The sequence below is a fragment of the Streptomyces sp. NPDC086147 genome, from assembly GCF_040702165.1.
GTDB lineage: Bacteria > Actinomycetota > Actinomycetes > Streptomycetales > Streptomycetaceae > Streptomyces.
Window position 1 is genome coordinate 492,149 of record NZ_JBFBJO010000002.1, and the last position, 15,590, is coordinate 507,738.

A 15,590-nucleotide genomic window follows, 5' to 3' on the forward strand; every position below is an offset into this window, starting at 1 on the left:
GTCAACAGTTGCCGTGCGGCAACTGTATCCTTGGGGCAACACCTGGCTCGTGTCCGGTGGACGTGTCATGGGCGGGCAGAGGGTGACAAGTGGGACATGGGCTACGTGACCGGGCGGCGCGCGGGGCGCGCGGGGGTCAGGCGGACCGGACGTCCTTGAGCGGCGCGCCCCGGCTCACCGGGGGCGCCGACGGTCTTTCCTTGTCCAGTGCGTCCTGGAAGCCCGTCAGCCCGCGCAGCAGCGCCTTGCGGCTCGTCGGGGTCATGCCCGAGATGACCGTGAGCAGGGCCTCCTCCCGCTGGACCCGCAGATCGCGCAGGTACGCCTTGCCGCGGACGGTCAGGTGCAGTTCGAGCTGCCGACGGCTGACCGGACTGGGCAGCCGCTGCACGAACCCCAGCGCCTCCAGGCGGTCGCACATGCGGCTCACCGAGGGCGGCGCGGAACCGAGCAGTTCCCCCAGGGCGCGGAGGTTGATGCCCTCCTCACGGTCGAGGCTGTAGAGCACGCGGAGCTGAGACGCCGACACCGGTGTCGCCGACACCATGTCCCGGCCGCGCTCCCACAGCACCTCCAGAAGCTCGATGAGCTCCCGGGCGGCCTGTGCCGTCCCCTGCGGCTCCCGCGGGGACGGGGCGGGGTTCGTGTCCATGGCTACCGACACTCCTCAGGCGTCCGGGGCCGAAGGCGTCGGCCTCGCGACGCGCCGGTCATCTCCACATCTCTCCAGAAGGCGGTACGGGTTCGGTGGATCGACACGTGACAGTGGAACGCGCTCTGCGCGGGGCGCCGCCACACCGCCTCCTGGACTCCCTCCGTGTCGATCTGGCCCGGCGGTTCGCCGTGCTCTCCGCCGATCTCCTGCTCCTCGACTACGGGCTCACGTCGCTGCGCCCCGTCGAGCCCGTGCAGGCTCCGGACAGGATGCGGCACGTGGCCGTGGGGCCGGGGCCCGCGGGTCACGCGCTTTCCACACAGCAACCATATCTTTTCGGTGGTGACGGGCCCACGGCGACCGCGTACCTTCCCGTGACGGTTCGCGGCGAGCGGTACGGCGTCCTCGTGGTCGTCCTCCCCTCGGACCTGGCCACTCCCGCGGCGACCGAGGAACTCGCCGACATCGCCGAGACGCTGGGACACGCCCTGCGCGTCGCGGACCGCCACACCGACCTGTACCGCCGGACGCGCAGGGCGAACGCCCTCAGCGTCCCGGCGGAGATGCAGTGGGGCGTGCTGCCCGGGCGGGCGTGCACCGGTCCGGAATTCGACCTGCACGCCTACTGGGAGCCCTCCTACACCTCGGGCGGACACGTCCTGGACTGGTGCGCGACCGAGGACGGGCTCACCCTGGTCGTCGCCAACGGCACCGGCCCCGACACCCCGTCCGCCCTGGTCAGCAGCCTTGCCCTGAACGCCATCCGCAACGCCCGGCGCGCCGGCCTCGACCTGGTGGGCCAGGCCAGCCTCACCGACCAGGCGCTCTACGGGCAGCACCGGGGCGAGCGGTCCCTCTCCGCCCTCCTGCTGAGCTTCGCCCGCGCCACCGGCGAGGTGCTGGTCGTCGACGCCGGCTCGCCCACGGTCTGGCGCGGCCGGGGCGCGGCGGCCGAGCGGATCGACCTGGAGCGGCAACTGCCCCTCGGCATGTTCGAGGACACCGTCTACGTCACCCAGCGCCTCCGCGTCCTCCCCGGCGACCGGCTCGTCTTCGTCGCCTGCGACCGGGGCGAGGCCCCGCCGGACGGCGGCGACACGGACCTCGACCGCTCGGTGCGCCGCGCGATCGAGGGAGCCCGCCAGGCGGACTGCGCGGACGCCCCCCGCGCCGTCGTCCGGGCGCTGCGCGAGGAAGCCCCCGGCGGACTGCCGGACGACGTTCTCGTACTCTGTCTGGACTGGCACGGCCGTGGGCCCGCCGGGCCGCGCGCGGACGCGGATGGGGATCGGGGAGGGCTTCCCGGCCCATCCGCCGTATGAGTACGGCCGTGTGCGCGTTCTCGGAGGCCGATGGTGTGGAAATCGCAAAGGAGGGAAGGTGCGCAGGATGAGGTACGAAGCACGGCACCGAGCCGTGTGAGGGGAGGCAGGCCGATGACGGACGCGATCGCCGCGGAGCGCGCGACACAGGAGCCCTTGTTGTACGCGAGCGTCGACTACGACGGCGCGGACGCCGACGACGGCATGGTCGCGTCCGCCCGCGACTTCACCGCCGACTTCCTCACCGCCTCACCGGCCGCGGGACGCCGGCCGGTCGCACGCGAGCGCGTCGACCTCGCGCGCCTGGTGGTCAGCGAGCTGGTGACCAACGCCGTGCGCCACGCGCCCGGCCCCTGCCGACTGCTCCTCGAACTTTTCGAGGACGCTCTGGAGATCTCGGTGTTCGACCGCCTGGAGACCTCTCCCGTGCCCCGGGGCCACGACCCCGGCCGCATCGGCCAGCACGGCGTGGAGATCGTCGTCGCCGTCTGCGAGAGCGTCAGCGTCGAGCCGCACCCCTCCGGGAAGCGGGTCAGGGCGCGCCTCGCCCTCGTCTGAACACCGCCCGGACGAGGGCTCCGCACGCTCGGAGAGAAATTTTCAAGAAGATGTGCATGCTCCGTGAGACCCGGGGTATGCGGGCGGTCCGGGGGAAGACTCGTTGTCGACGAAAGAGGGGGTCATCGAAGTGCCGACCACAGTGCTGATGGAGACGAAGACCGGCGCCGAGAAGACCGCGGGGGGCCTTCCCGTACTCGAGGCCCCCGGCAAGGTGGCGCCGAAGGACGCGCGCGAGCTGTCGAAGGTGTTCTTCGACCGGATGGCGGTGCTGGAGGAGGGAACGCCCGAGTACCAGTACGCCCGCAACACGCTGATCGAGATGAACATGTCGCTCGTGCGCTACGCGGCCGGCCGCTTCCGGGCCCGCGGCGACGACATGGAGGACATCGTCCAGGTCGGCACCATCGGCCTCATCAAGGCCATCGACCGGTTCGACATCTCCCGCGAGGTGGAGTTCACCACCTTCGCCGTCCCCTGCATCGTGGGGGAGATCAAGAGGTTCTTCCGCGACACCTCCTGGGCCGTCCACGTTCCCCGCCGCCTCCAGGAGGCCCGCGTGGAGCTGGCCAAGGCGACGGAGGAGCTCAGCTCCCGCCTCGGCCGTTCGCCGAGCGTGGCGGAGCTCTCGGCCCTGATGAACCTCTCCGAGGACGAGGTCATCGAGGCGCGGATCGCCTCCAACGGCTACAACTCCACCTCGCTCGACGCCACCGTCGGCGGCGAGGGGGAGGAGGGCGGCGCCATGCTCGCCGACCTCATAGGAGAAGAGGACCCGGCGCTCGAGCTGTTCGAGGACTTCCACGCCCTCGCGCCCCTCGTCGCCGAGCTCGGTGAGCGGGACCGGCTGCTGATCCACCTGCGGTTCGTGGAGGAGCTGACGCAGTCGGAGATCGGCAAGCGGCTCGGCATCTCCCAGATGCAGGTCTCCCGGCTGCTCTCCCGCAACCTGGCCCGCCTCCGCAAGGGCATGCTCGCCCCCATGGAGTGACCTCTCCCCGCTTCCCCACGGGAACCGAACGGCCTCACCGCCCCCCCTTCCGGTGAGGCCGTTCCCCGTGCCGCCGTCCCCGGACGCCGCCGAGTCCGCCCGGACACGGGAGGCTTCGGGGCGGTCCGCCTCTTGCCAGGGCGGTGAGCGGGCGGGCTATTTTGGGCCGCATGCAGCCACAGCAGCCATACGCCGCTCCCGCGCCCGTGGTCTCCGAGCCGCCCCGCAACCGCACCAGAACCGTGGCCCTCTCCCTCATAGCCGGGCTCCTGCTCGGCGTCGCGGGGACGGGCGCCGCCTGGATGCTGAGCGGGGACACCGCCTCCGCCGGAGAAGGCGCGGCCGCGGACGCGCACGCCGCGTGCCGGGCACTCGAAGGATTCGACCCGGGAAAGGCCACCGCGAAGGGCGCCCCCGGCGAGATCGCCCTCAACCGCTACGCGGCGGCCGGCGCCCTCTCCACGGCGGCGGCGGCGGGGGACGCGCGGTACAAGCCGCTCGCCCAGGCCGTCCGCGGCTCCCGGGAACGGTTCTCCATGACCTTCGAGTTCAACGCGGAGGTGAAGAAGGAGCTGGACCGGGCCCGATCCCTCTGCGAGGACCTGTAGCCCGGCCGGGGAAGAGCGTCATAGCGTGCCCGGGGCCGCCGCGTCCCGGTACCGGACGGTAACCGCCTGTTCGGGGAAAGGGCCCGGAGTTCCGGGCCCCGCGCACTATCGTCCCTTCCATGAGCCCGGACGAGATCGACCCCGGCCACGAGTGGCCCCTGCCTCCGCCCTGGATGTGGGACTGCGACGAGTGCGCCGGTCTCTACCGCACCATGCGGAGCGTCGGCGACCGGATCGCCGAACTCCGCCTCACCGGCGAACGCGGCGTCGACTGGGACCCGTTCGACAGCACCGTCACCACCCAGATCGCCCTCGGCACCCACCTCGCCGCCCGCCACCGCGACCTCCTGCCCGACTGGGACCCCGGCTGCGAGACCTGCGCCCGCCACCGGGAGCGGATCGCCCGCGAGCGGGAACCCGGCCCGCACCGGGACCTCTTCGTCCGCTGCGGCGGCGAGCACCTCGCCCGCCACGTCTACGCCCCGCCCCACGCCGTCGGACTGCTCTGAGCCGGGCGGTTCCGAGGCGGATCGCCCCGAGGCGGGCCGCTCCCGGGCGAACCACTCCGGAGCGGCCGCTCAGGACACCGGACCCGGGCCCTCCAGCTCCGTCAGCCGCACGGTGCACAGACCCCCGCGCTCGGCCTTCACCTCCGTCACCTCCAACCGCGTTCCCGGCGTGAGGATGTACTCCTCCTCGCCGGTGAACGCGGAGAACCGCCGGATCCCCACCGCCCTCGCTGGCGTCACCTCGAACAGGGTCCGCTTGCCCCGGCTCCCCAGGAACCCCCGGGCCACGGCCGGTTCGGACGTGCACGAGGACACGCCCCACCAGGTCACCGTCCGCCCCACCGGATACTGCGACCGCAGGTCCAGCGCCACGCCCCGCCACAGCGGCTCCTTTCGCGCCGGCAGCTCCGCCACCGCCGAGAACAGCAGCCGCAGGTACGGCAGGTACGGCACCAGCCGCTCCCGGTCCGGGGACCGCAGCACGGCGTTGATCTCGCGGTAGAACGCCGACTCGCACGTGTACAGGTGGAGCGCCGAGATCGCGTCGGCGGACAGCCCGCCGACGTCCTCCGCCGACGCGGCCTTCGCCTCCCCGAACAGGCCCGACCGCTCGATGTGCCGGTCCAGGTTCCGGAGCACCCCCGACACCGGCTCGACGGCCTTCCGGAAGTCCATCAGCGGCGTGTCGAACACACCGGTGATCGGCGGCAGGACGAGGCCCTCGTCCTTGACGCTCGTGAGCCGCTCCAGATAGAGCTGGTGCAGCTCCATCGTCGAGGCGATGAACGCCCCCATCCGCTCCGCGACCCCACCGTCCTCCGGCGCTCCGGACCCCGCCGCCTCCCGGTCCCAGCCCTTCACCGGAAGCCAGTCGACCGGCTCGGTCCCCACCGCCGCCAGGGCGTCGTTCACCCGGGCGAAGTGGTCGCCCTCGCAGAAGACGTCCCCCTGCGCCGCCGGATTCGCGTGGTCCAGGTGCCGGACCTCGACCCCCGGGTACTTCTTCTCCAGCCGCTGGACGACCCGCTTCAGGCTCCGGGCGTGCGCGCCCCACCAGGCGAACACCACGCCCCGGTCCTCCTCCGGGGCCTCCTGCTTGGCCCGGAGGATCTCCTCCACGATCTGCTCGGCCACGGGCCGCCAGAACGCGGTGTGCCGGTCGGTCGGCACCGACCCGTCCGCGCTCGCCGTCAGGGACGCGTTGAGCAGCAGCACGCCCTGGGTCAGCATCGCCTGGAACCACTCAGGCGGCGGGACCGTGTCCTCCTTCTCCAACAGGGCCCGGACGTCGGCGATCGGCGTCTTCTTGACGATGCCGTACTTCCACATCGCGGCGGCCTTGATGATGCAGCGGATGCTGGCCACCCGGCCGAACTGGCTGTCCTTCCAGTCGTGGAAGGTGTTGTCGAACATCGCGATGCCGGTCGCGCTCTCCGCCCGTGGATACGGGTTCTGGCCGAAGGCGACCACCTTCCACTTGTGCGGCGGATGCGGCTTGAGGGCCTGGAACGTCAACTCCCTCACCGGCACCACCTCCGGGCTCCGCTCCGGGCCGATGAAGTCGGCGGCCCCCGGCTGCGCCCCGATCACCGGGGCGAGCAGCGGCAGCCACGGCTCGCCGCCACCGGTGAACAGCTCGGCCAGCTTCAGCGGATCACCCGCGGCGGAGACGTCGGCATCGCTCATGGGGGCGGAACTCCCGGGATTCGGTACGGAGGGGGCGGAGTCGGCGGGGACGGCGTCGTTCTGCGGGCCCTGCGGCGTCTTCGGGTCAGCGGCGAAAGGAAGGCCGCCGCGGCACGTCGATCCGGACCCGCCGCGCGGACCCCGCTCCCCGGATGTCGTCGAGCTGCCCCAGTACCGCGGCCCTCAACTCGTCGTAATCCGCGAACCCGTGGTCGTGGAACAGGGTGTAGCCCGTCCACATCAGATTGGCGCACACCTGCGCGGGCACCCGCCCCGTCTGCGCCCCCAGACCCACCAGTGCCACCGACCGGACGCTGCCGGGCTCCGCCCGGTTCTGCAGGTGCACCGCCTGGAACGCGGCCGCGCACGCCAGGGCCACGTTCATGGTCTCGCCGACGTCTTGCGAGGACTGGCGCATGGTCGGGGTCGAGATCAGGTAGCGGGGCACGGCGGCCCCGGACGGGACGCACACCGCGCTGCCCACCGGCAGACTCCCGCCGAACCGCTCGCGGATCGCCCGCCGCACCCGCACCTGGATGCCGGCGCCGAGGTACCGCTTGACGACGGCGTCGACGCCGCCGTCCATCCGGCCCCCGGCGTTGGTGGGGGACACCCACGCGTCGACGTCGACGTCCAGGAGGGAGCCCCGCCGGATCTCGACCTCGGGCGTGTCCGCGAACGCGGACCGCCAGGCCGCCACCACCTCGGCGTTCACGTCGACCAGTACGACCCTCAACGCATGCCGGACACTCATGAGTCCGCCCCTCTCGCACAGCTTCTCGAACAACTCCGAAGCTATAGGGCCCCACTGACAACGCCCCGGCGTCCCGATCCGCCCGGAGGAGGACCGCGGAGGCACCGACGGGGGACCGGTGCGGGAACGACGAAGGCGAGGAGATCGCTCTCCTCGCCGTGCTCAACTTATAGCGCACCGGGGGGCTTGCGGCAAGGCCCCCGTCGTGGCGCAGAATCGTCGGCCTCGGCCATGACCTGCGGAAAAGAGGAGCGCGATGCACGCGCGGTACGTGTGGGACCTCCAGGAGACCGACGAGACGCGGATCGCGCTCGTCGGCGGCAAGGGCGCGCACCTGGGCGCGCTGTCGCGGCTCGACGGCGTCCGCGTGCCGGCCGGCTTCTGCGTGACGACGGAGGCCTTCCGGCGGGTCGTGGAGCGGACGCCCGCGCTCGACGGGCTGCTCGACCGGCTGTCCCTCCTGGACCCGGAGGACCGGGACGACCGGGACGCGATCCGTGCGATCTGCGCGGAGATCCGCGGCGCCGTCGAGGCGACCGCCGTACCCGACGACGTCGCGGAGGCGGTCACCGGCGCGCTCGCCCGGTTCGGCGCGCACAACGCCTACGCCGTCCGCTCCAGCGCCACGGCGGAGGACCTGCCGACGGCCTCCTTCGCCGGCCAGCAGGACAGTTATCTGAACGTCGTGGGCGCGGAGGAGGTCCTCCGGCACGTCGGCCGGTGCTGGGCCTCGCTGTTCACCGAGCGGGCCGTCGTCTACCGCCACCGCAACGGCATCGACCACCGCACGGTCCGCATGGCCGTGGTCGTCCAGCGGATGGCCTTCCCCCGCGCGGCCGGAGTCCTGTTCACGGCCGACCCCGTCACCGGCGACCGGAGGACCGCCACGGTGGACGCCGGACTCGGACTCGGCGAGGCCCTGGTCTCCGGCCTGGTGAACCCGGACGTCTTCACCGTGCGGGACGATGAGGTCGTCGCCGCGACGATCGCCGACAAACGGCACGCCCTCCACCCCCTGCCCGGCGGCGGCACGCGGGAGGCGGCGGTCGACGCGGAGGGGCGGGAGCGGCCGGCGCTGACGCACGAGCAGGTCGTGCGGCTCGTACGGCTCGGACGGCGGATCGAAGAGCGCTTCGGCCGCCCGCAGGACATCGAGTGGTGTCTGGTCGACGACGACTTCGTGATCGTCCAGAGCCGGCCGGTCACCACGCTGTTCCCCGTTCCCGAGGCCGGCGACGGGGAGAACCACGTCTACGTCTCGGTCGGGCACCAGCAGATGATGACCGACGCCATGAAGCCCCTGGGGTACTCCATGTGGCAGCTCACGGCCATGGTGCCGATGCACGAGGCCGGCGGGAGGCTGTTCGTCGACGTCACCCGGCGCCTGGCCTCGCCCGCGAGCCGGGCCGGCCTCCTGGAGGTCGTCGGGAAGGGCGACCCGCTGATCAGGGACGCCCTGGAGACCGTCCTCGACCGTGACGGCTTCGTCCCGTCGCTGCCGGACGCCGGTCCCGGCGCGCCCGCGGCCGGCGGGGCGCCCGCCTCCGTCGAGACCGACCCGGCGATCGTCGCCTCGCTGATCGAACGCAGCCGGGCGTCCGTCGCCGCCCTGGAGCGCGACATCCGGACGAAGAGCGGACCGGAGCTGTTCGACTTCCTCCTCGAAGCCTTCGAGGAGCACAAGCGGGTCCTCGGCGATCCGCTGAGCTTCCAGGTGCTCACGGCGGGCATGGAGGCCACCTGGTGGCTCAACGACAAGCTCTTCGAGTGGCTGGGCGAGAAGAACGCGGCCGACGCGCTGACGCTGTCCGCCCCCGACAACGTCACGTCGGAGATGGGCCTCGCCCTGCTCGACGTCGCCGACGCGATCCGCCCCCATCCGGACGTCGTGGCCTTCCTGGAGGGCGCCGAGGACGACGGCTTCCTCGACGAACTGCCGAAGCTCCCCGGCGGGGCCGGGGCGCGCGACGCCCTGGAGGCCTACCTCGACCGGTACGGCATGCGCTGCGTCGGCGAGATCGACATCACCAGGCCGCGCTGGCGCGAGCGCCCCACCGCGCTCGTGCCCGCGATCCTCGACAACGTCAGGAACTTCGGGCCGGGCGCCGCCGAGCGGCGCTTCGAGCAGGGCCTGCGGACGGCGCGGGAGAAGGAGCGGGACGTGCTGACCCGCCTGCGGGTCCTGCCCGACGGGGAGCGGAAGGCCGAGGAGACCAAGCGGATGATCGACCGGGTCCGGACCTTCGCCGGATACCGTGAGTATCCGAAGTACGGCATCGTCAGCCGCTACGCCGTCTACAAGCGGGCCCTGATGGAGGAGGCGGAGCGGCTCGTGCGGGCCGGTGTCCTCGCCGCGGTGGAGGACGTCTTCCACCTGACGTTCCAGGAGTTCCACGAGGCCGTGCGCACGGGGCGGGTGGACGAGGGGCTCGTCCGGCGGCGCGAGGAGGAGTTCCGGGCGCACCGGGCGCTCACCCCGCCCCGGGTGCTGACCTCGGACGGCGAGGTCCTCGACGGGTCCTACCGGCGGGACGACGTCCCGGACGGCGCCCTCGCCGGGCTGCCGGTCTCCGCCGGCACCGTCGAGGGCAGGGCCCGCGTCGTCCTCGACATGGAAGAGGCCGACCTCGAAGCGGGCGACATCCTGGTCACGGCCTTCACCGACCCGAGCTGGTCGCCCGTGTTCGTCGGCATCGCGGGCCTGGTCACGGAGGTGGGCGGCCTGATGACCCACGGGGCGGTGATCGCCCGGGAGTACGGCCTGCCGGCCGTCGTGGGCGTGGCCGGGGCCACCCGGCTGATCGAGGACGGGCGGCGGATCCGCGTGCACGGCACCGACGGGTACGTCGAAATCCTGACGTGAGGCCTTGCCGTCCTACCGCGTCCCCGCCCCCACCGGCCGCCGGAGCAGATAGGCGGCGGCGCAGGCCACGAGCAGCAGCATGCAGCCGGTGAACACCAGGCCGGCCCGCTCCAGACCGAGCGGCCCGCTCAGCAGGCCGACGCCGATCACGGGGAGCGAGATCCCCGTGTACGCGACCAGGAACAGGGTCGAGATCACCGCCGCGCGCCGGTCCTCCGGCGCGGCCCCGGCGACAGCGGACAGGGCCGCGCGGAAGGTCAGGCCCTGCCCGGTGCCGCCGACGACGGCGGCCAGGACGACGAGCGCGAACAGTTCGGTGGCGAGCGCGCCCGCCAGGAGGGCCAGGCCGGCGAAGAGCACGGCGCAGCCCAGGGGCAGGGACCGGGGCACCCCGACGCGGCCGACGGCGAGCTGCCCGGCGGTGGAGGAGAAGAAGGCGAGGGCCACGACCAGACCGGTCACGGCGTGGTTGTCCACGTCCAGGAACCGTGCCAGGAAGGCGGGGCTGACCGAGGTGAACACCCCGAACAGGGCGAAGCCCACGAAGGAGGCGAGCGCCGCCGGCACGAACACCGGGCGGACCGGCGCGGGCAGGGCGGGCCACCGGGGCCGTACGGCGGACAGCGGCCGGACCTCCCGCACGGTCTCCGGCAGCCGCAGGACGACGACGGCCGAGAGGACCGCCAGGGCGAGGTGCGCGGCGAACGGGAGCAGCAGCGGCTCGGGGGCGTACTCCGCGAGCAGTCCCGCGAGCAGGGGGCCGCAGCCGAGGCCGCCCATGTTGGCGGCCGTCGCCACCAGTGTCGCCCGGGACGCGCCGCCCGGCGGCGCCAGGTCCATGACGTAGGCGGTGGCGGCGCCCGTGAACAGGCCCGCCGACAGGCCCGACAGCAGCCGGCCCGCGTACAGCCACCCCAGGCCGTCGGCGCACAGGAAGCAGACGGCGCTCGCCACCGCGAACCCGAGGCCCCACAGCAGCGTCGGGCGCCTGCCGACCGTGTCCGAGGCGTTGCCCGCCAGGAGCAGCACTCCGATGACCCCGAAGGCGTACACGGCGTACACCACGGTCACCGTCAGCTCGGAGAACCCGAACTTCTCCTGGTAGAGCGGGTAGAGCGGGGTCGGCAGCGTGGTGCCGGCCATGCCCACGACGAACACGGCCCCGCCGAGCAGGCACCGGAGCCACCCCTGACGATCACCAACCATGCCGCCGACCGTAACCCCGGTGCCGGACCCGGCGCGGGACCCCGGGTCAGCGCGCGCCGAAGACCTGGGTCCAGTAGGGACCGCCGTCACCCGTGTGCAGGCCGACGCCCAGCTCCTTGAACGAGCAGTTCAGTATGTTCGCGCGGTGGCCGGGGCTGTTCATCCAGGACTCCATCACCTGCTCCGCCGTCCGCTGGCCCATCGCGATGTTCTCGCCGTAGGTGGACCAGCCGTACCCGGTGGACGTGACGCGCTCGCCGGGCCCTGCGCCGTCCGGGTTGGTGTGGTCGAAGAAGTCCCGCGCGGCCATGTCGTCGGAGTGGCCCTGGGCGGCCCTGGCCAGGAGGGAGTTCCCGGTGACGGCGCCGCAGCCCTCCTTGGCCCGCTCGGCGTTGACCAGGGCGATCACCTGCTCCTCGACGGAGCTGTGGCCGGAGTCCTGCTTCGTGGCCGTGGGACGGCTCGGGGTCGTCGGCTCCTTCGTGACGGGCGCCTGGGTGGGCCTGCGGGTCGGCTTGGTCACGGCCGGCCGCGAGGTCTGCGGGGCGGCGGCCGTCGTGGTGGCCGGAGCCGGGGCCGACGTGGTGGCCTTGGGCTTGGCGGAGACGGTCTTGCTGGGCCGGGGCGTGCCGGACGGCGTGGCCGTGGGCGTGACCGCGGCCGAGGCGGTGGTCGCCGTCGAGCCTCCGGCCGGGGCCGACGCGGGGACCGTGAGGTCCACGGTCGAGGCGCGCGGCGCGTCCAGGGCCGTCAGGTCGTCCTCGTCGGGACCGTTGACCAGGGTGAAGGCCCCTCCGGTGACGGCGGCCACCGCCATGCTCGCGGCGATGGCCACGCGTCGGCGTCCGCGCTGTTGCTGCTGCTCCCGCCTGCGGCGGCGCGTGGCGCGGGCGCCGCGGGCGCCGACGGCGGGGGAGGAGGCCGGTCCGGCCGCTCCCGCCGACTCGTACCCGGCCGGCTCCAGCGGCTCGTACGCGTACTCCGCCGACTCGTGGGCGTACTCCGCCGACTCCTGGACGTATCCAGCCGGTTCGTGGGCGTATCCACCGGTCTGGGGTATTTCGTGGCCGGTCGGCCCCGACTGCTCGTACGGGACCTGCTCGTAGGAGGTCTGTCCGTACGAGGTCTGCTCGTAAGGGGTCGGCCCGTACGAGGTCTGCCCGTACGGAGCCTGTCCGGACGGCATCTGTCCGTACGAGACCGGCTCGTACGCGGGGGTGCCGAGCGGGGCGGTCGCGGTGGCGAGGTCGAGGCCCGCCCGCTCGCGGAAGGCCGCGAGCAGCAGTCCGGCCGGGGGGACGAGGAGCAGTCCGGCGAGCAGGCCCTCGGCCGGGTAGAGGCCGTGGGACAGGCCGGCGCAGTGGGCGCACGCGCGGGCGTGCCTGGCTATTCGCTTGCGCCAGAGCCCGGAGGGGCGCCCGTCCCAGCCGCCGAGCTCGTACCGCAGGTCGGGGCAGAGCGGGTTCTCGGTGAGGGCCCGCACGACGACACGGGCGGCGTCCAGCTGCGCCTTCATGCGCTGGACGCGCACCGCCGTGTGCTCCGGGGAGAGCTGGAGGGCCGAGGCCACCTCGTGGCGGGTCAGGTCGCCCGTGCACTCCAGCCACCACAGGGACAGCAGGGCCCTGTCGTCCGGCTCCAGCCAGCGGGTCGCCTCGGCGGTCTCGCGCCGCTGGCCGGACAGGTTCAGCCGGACCACGGTCAGGCCGACGAAGTCGGCGCCCGGCTGCGGGAGGTCGCGGGCGTCGTCGAGGCCGCCCGTGACGAAGGAGTTCTGCTGCCGGTGCCAGTGGCCCCGGACGACGTTCATCGCGATGGCCACCAGCCAGGACCTGAAGCTGTCCGGGGCGCGCAGGTCGCCGAGCCCGGCGAGCGCCCGCAGCATCGTCTCCTGCACGACGTCGTCCACGTCGTGGTGGCCGTTCATCGCCCGGCCCACGATGTTGTAGACCAGCGGCAGGTGGTGGGTGAGGAGGCGGTCCTGCGCCTGCGGATCCCCGCTCTGCGCGGCCCTGACCAGCTCCGTGAGCTGCTGTGTACTCATGCTCGAATCACCCTGCCTGTTCCGGTCGTCCTCGGGGGCCAACACATGGGAGACCGCCGGGCGCCGGGCCGATAACAGAAATCCCCCGGCTTTCCGGAAAAGATCCGGGAAGCGGGGGTCGGCCGGGCGCGTCCGGCGGATTTTCGGGGCGTCGGCGGAACGCCGTGGCCCGCGGGCGCGCCAAGGGAGGTGACGGGCGACACGCGGACCTCCTCGGTGTGCGGGACGGAGCGCCCGGGCGCGGTCGGCCCGGGCGGAGAGCGCGCCCCACGGTAGCGGACGGACCGGGGGAGCGGACCTCCGGCCGCCGGACACGCGTCGGCCCCGCCCTCGGGGGAACCGGGGGCGGGGCCGTGTGCGGGGCCCGGGGCGGGCCGTGCGCGCGTCGTGTGCGGATCGTGCGGAGGGCCGGGTGACCTGGCCTCACGCCGTTACGCGCGGCGTCGCGAGTTGCCGGTGAAGAGGCGGTAGAGGAGGAGCAGGATCACCGAGCCGATGATGGCCGCGATCCAGGTCGACAGCTCGAAGAAGCCGTCGATGGAGTCGACCCCGAAGATCACCTTGCCGAGCCAGCCGCCGAGGAGGCCGCCCGCGATGCCGAGCAGCGTGGTGATGATGAACCCGCCGGGGTCGCGCCCGGGGGTCAGGGCCTTCGCGATGAGGCCCGCCAGCAGTCCGATGACGATCCAAGCGATGATTCCCATGGTTCCCGTCTCCTTCGCGTGTGCCGTGCGGCCCGTTCCGTGCTTATTGAACGCTTACATCGAACGTTTGCGCCGATTTCGAGGATCCAAACGTCCCCCGGAGGCATCGGGCGTCGGGCGTCCGGCGCCGGACCTCAGGCGTCGGCGGAGGAGGCCGGCCGCGCCGTCGACAGGGGCTCCGCGATGTCCTCCAGGGAGCGGCGCTCGGCGTTGACCGCCAGGAAGGCGGCGACGAGGCCGGCGGCGCACATCAGCCCGGCTCCGATCTGGAAGGCGAGGGCCGTGTCGCCGACGACGCCGGACGCGGTCAGGTCCGCGAAGAGCAGCGGGCCGCTGATGCCGCCGGCCGCCGTGCCGAGGGCGTAGAAGAAGGCGATGGCCATCGCGCGGGTCTCCATGGGGAAGATCTCGGAGACCGTCAGGTACGCGCTGGACGCGCCCGCCGACGCGAAGAACAGCACCACGCACCAGCAGGCCGTCATCGTCGTGGCCGTCAGCGAGCCGCGGTCGAAGAGCCAGGCGGTGCCGAACAGGAGGATGCCGGAGAGCAGGTACGTCGACGAGATCATGATCCGGCGGCCGACCGTGTCGAAGAGCTTGCCGAGCAGCAGCGGCCCCATGAAGTTGCCCGCGGCGATCACGGCGAAGTAGTAGCCGGTGCTGCCCGTGGGCACGTCGAAGAAGGTGATCAGGATGGTGCCGAAGCCGAACGTGATGGCGTTGTAGAGGAACGCCTGCCCGATGAAGAGCGAGAGCCCGAGGACCGCCCGGCGCGGGTAGGACCGGAAGACCGTCTTGGCGATCAGGCCGAAGCCGATGCTCTTGCGCTGGTGGATGGTGATCTCGCGGTCCGGCGGGGGCAGCGGGGCGCCCTTCTCCTCCTCGATCTCCCTCTCCACGGCGCCGACGAGTTCCTCCGCCTCGTCGCCCCGGCCGTGGATGAACTGCCACCGCGGACTCTCCGGGACGTGCCGGCGCACCAGCAGGATGACCAGGCCGAGGACGACGCCGAGGGCGAAGCTGAGCCGCCAGCCGAGGTCCTTCGGGAAGATGTCGGTGTCCAGCATCACGATGGACAGCAGGGAGCCGCCGATCGCGCCCAGCCAGTAGCTCCCGTTGATGATGAGGTCGACCCGGCCGCGGTAGTGCGACGGGATCAGCTCGTCGATGGCGGAGTTGATGGCCGCGTACTCGCCGCCGATGCCGAAGCCGGTGAGGAACCGGAAGAGGAAGAACCACCAGGTCTCGAACGACAGCGCCGTCATCGCGGTCGCCGCCAGGTAGACGACCAGCGTCACCATGAAGAGGCGTTTGCGGCCGTAGCGGTCGGTCAGCCAGCCGAAGAACAGCGCGCCCGAGCAGGCGCCCGCCACGTACAGGGCGGCGGCGACGCCGGTGATCTGGGCGGCGGTGATGTCCAGGCCGCTGCCGTCCTCGGCGATGCGGCCGGCGACGTTGCCGACGATCGTGACCTCCAGGCCGTCCAGGATCCAGACGGTGCCGAGGCCGATCACGATCATCCAGTGCCACCGCGACCACGGAAGGCGGTCGAGGCGGGCGGGGACGGCGGTGGTGACCGTCGACGACTCTTCCGGGCCTGGTGAGGAGGCCCGTGACACTTCAGAAGCCATGGATGGTTCCCTCTCCGTCGCGTGATCCCCCGCAAGACCCCTTCCCCCGGGTGCCCGGA

13 protein-coding genes are annotated in these 15,590 nt (G+C 72.7%); 6 read left to right on the forward strand and 7 right to left on the reverse strand.

The window, feature by feature from the left end:
* Positions 1 to 136: 136 nt before the first annotated feature.
* Complete coding sequence (locus tag AB0398_RS06985; protein ID WP_366372813.1) at positions 137 to 652, reverse strand: MarR family transcriptional regulator; 516 nt, start codon at positions 650 to 652, stop codon at positions 137 to 139.
* Between the two features lie 377 nt (positions 653 to 1,029).
* On the opposite strand from AB0398_RS06985, the gene AB0398_RS06990 reads away from it, so the two are divergent.
* The 5 genes from AB0398_RS06990 (at position 1,030) to AB0398_RS07010 (ending at position 4,643) form a co-directional block, all read left to right on the forward strand.
* Positions 1,030 to 1,977, forward strand: a complete 948-nt coding sequence (locus AB0398_RS06990; protein ID WP_366372814.1) for a PP2C family protein-serine/threonine phosphatase — start codon at positions 1,030 to 1,032, stop codon at positions 1,975 to 1,977.
* Positions 1,978 to 2,091: 114 nt separating this feature from the next.
* A complete protein-coding gene (locus AB0398_RS06995; protein ID WP_366372815.1) occupies positions 2,092 to 2,535 on the forward strand; it encodes an ATP-binding protein in 444 nt (147 codons plus the stop codon).
* Positions 2,536 to 2,683: 148 nt separating this feature from the next.
* Positions 2,684 to 3,526: an RNA polymerase sigma factor SigF gene (locus AB0398_RS07000; RefSeq protein ID WP_366373019.1), complete on the forward strand. Its 843-nt coding sequence runs from the start codon at positions 2,684 to 2,686 to the stop codon at positions 3,524 to 3,526.
* A gap of 170 nt (positions 3,527 to 3,696) precedes the next feature.
* Positions 3,697 to 4,134, forward strand: a complete 438-nt coding sequence (locus AB0398_RS07005; RefSeq protein ID WP_366372816.1) for a hypothetical protein — start codon at positions 3,697 to 3,699, stop codon at positions 4,132 to 4,134.
* Positions 4,135 to 4,253: 119 nt separating this feature from the next.
* On the forward strand, positions 4,254 to 4,643 hold the full coding sequence (locus tag AB0398_RS07010; RefSeq protein ID WP_366372817.1) for a hypothetical protein: 390 nt from the start codon (positions 4,254 to 4,256) through the stop codon (positions 4,641 to 4,643).
* Positions 4,644 to 4,712: 69 nt separating this feature from the next.
* Here AB0398_RS07010 and AB0398_RS07015 read toward each other — a convergent pair whose 3' ends face one another.
* Both AB0398_RS07015 and AB0398_RS07020 read right to left on the reverse strand, forming a co-directional pair.
* Positions 4,713 to 6,329, reverse strand: a complete 1,617-nt coding sequence (locus tag AB0398_RS07015) for an ADP-ribosyltransferase domain-containing protein (protein WP_366372818.1) — start codon at positions 6,327 to 6,329, stop codon at positions 4,713 to 4,715.
* 85 nt (positions 6,330 to 6,414) lie between these two features.
* Complete coding sequence (locus AB0398_RS07020; RefSeq protein WP_366372819.1) at positions 6,415 to 7,083, reverse strand: macro domain-containing protein; 669 nt, start codon at positions 7,081 to 7,083, stop codon at positions 6,415 to 6,417.
* A gap of 256 nt (positions 7,084 to 7,339) precedes the next feature.
* Here AB0398_RS07020 and rph point away from each other — a divergent pair, with 256 nt between their 5' ends.
* Positions 7,340 to 9,946 carry a rifamycin-inactivating phosphotransferase gene (rph, locus tag AB0398_RS07025; protein WP_366372820.1) on the forward strand — a complete coding sequence of 869 codons (2,607 nt, stop codon included), beginning with the start codon at positions 7,340 to 7,342 and terminating at the stop codon, positions 9,944 to 9,946.
* A gap of 12 nt (positions 9,947 to 9,958) precedes the next feature.
* Here rph and AB0398_RS07030 read toward each other — a convergent pair whose 3' ends face one another.
* The 4 genes from AB0398_RS07030 to AB0398_RS07045 all read right to left on the reverse strand — a co-directional run bounded on the left by AB0398_RS07030 (position 9,959) and on the right by AB0398_RS07045 (position 15,531).
* A complete protein-coding gene (locus AB0398_RS07030) occupies positions 9,959 to 11,152 on the reverse strand; it encodes an MFS transporter (protein ID WP_366372821.1) in 1,194 nt (397 codons plus the stop codon).
* Positions 11,153 to 11,198: 46 nt separating this feature from the next.
* Positions 11,199 to 13,196, reverse strand: coding sequence for a sigma-70 family RNA polymerase sigma factor (locus tag AB0398_RS07035; RefSeq protein WP_366372822.1), 1,998 nt, complete (start codon positions 13,194 to 13,196; stop codon positions 11,199 to 11,201).
* 431 nt (positions 13,197 to 13,627) lie between these two features.
* Positions 13,628 to 13,900 (reverse strand): GlsB/YeaQ/YmgE family stress response membrane protein, encoded by a 273-nt coding sequence (locus AB0398_RS07040; RefSeq protein ID WP_366372823.1) that lies wholly within the window; start codon positions 13,898 to 13,900, stop codon positions 13,628 to 13,630.
* 134 nt (positions 13,901 to 14,034) lie between these two features.
* The gene (locus tag AB0398_RS07045; protein WP_366372824.1) at positions 14,035 to 15,531 is read right to left on the reverse strand and encodes an MFS transporter; all 1,497 of its coding nucleotides are present in this window, start codon (positions 15,529 to 15,531) and stop codon (positions 14,035 to 14,037) included.
* Positions 15,532 to 15,590: the final 59 nt, after the last annotated feature.